The organism is Bartonella sp. AA2SXKL, from assembly GCF_042197205.1.
Classification (GTDB): Bacteria; Pseudomonadota; Alphaproteobacteria; order Rhizobiales; family Rhizobiaceae; genus Bartonella.
The window spans coordinates 1-707 of sequence record NZ_JBHIRN010000151.1; the positions used below are offsets into that span (position 1 = coordinate 1).

Annotated in this window: 1 pseudogene; it reads left to right on the forward strand. The window is 41.2% G+C overall.

Annotated features, from left to right (window positions below):
* Nucleotides 1-90: 90 nt before the first annotated feature.
* Nucleotides 91-707: pseudogene (locus ACFINS_RS10370) on the forward strand (hypothetical protein); the annotation flags it as partial.

The window sequence follows — 707 nt, forward strand, 5'->3', positions numbered from 1 at the left end:
GGGGCTTTTTTGATTAAAATAAAAAAGTTTTGGCGATTTGAAATCTCGCATTGATAAGGTTTTTCAAATATTCTTCTAATGGGGTTCTCAATGGCTTTTTTTCCAGTTGCTGATTATCGGCCCGATGTTGCTGATATTAATGGCATCTTTACCGATGAGCTTATTAATGTGTTGCCTGCTGATGGGTCCTATATCCCTATGCCAAGCTTTCAACCTGTGTCAGAGCCTTGTCCTCATCCAATTTTAGGAGCTCTTGCTGTTAAAACAAAAAATGGTGTCTCTGTTATTGTTGGGACCGGACAAAAAATCTACCTTCTCGACAATACGACAAAGCAATGGAAAGATATCAGCCAAAAGGGAAAATCTTATCTTGCCAATGTCGATGCTCCATGGTCCTTCGCTTTGTTTGGGGATTATATCATTGCTGTGAATGCCAATGATAAGCCACAAGTGATCGACATTAATCATGACAAAAACTTTAGAGATTTAGGTGGAAATCCACCACAAGCGGGGATTGTGCGTGTGTGGGGAGATTTCGTTTGTCTGATGAAATTGACAGAGCATCCAAGACGTGTCCATTGGTCAGGATTGAACGATGCCGAATTTTGGACTGTTGGAAAAAAAAGCTGCGATTATCAAGATTTTCCCGATGGCGGTTTCGTGCAAGGTGCGACCGAAACAACAAATCCAATCATCTTTATGCGGTC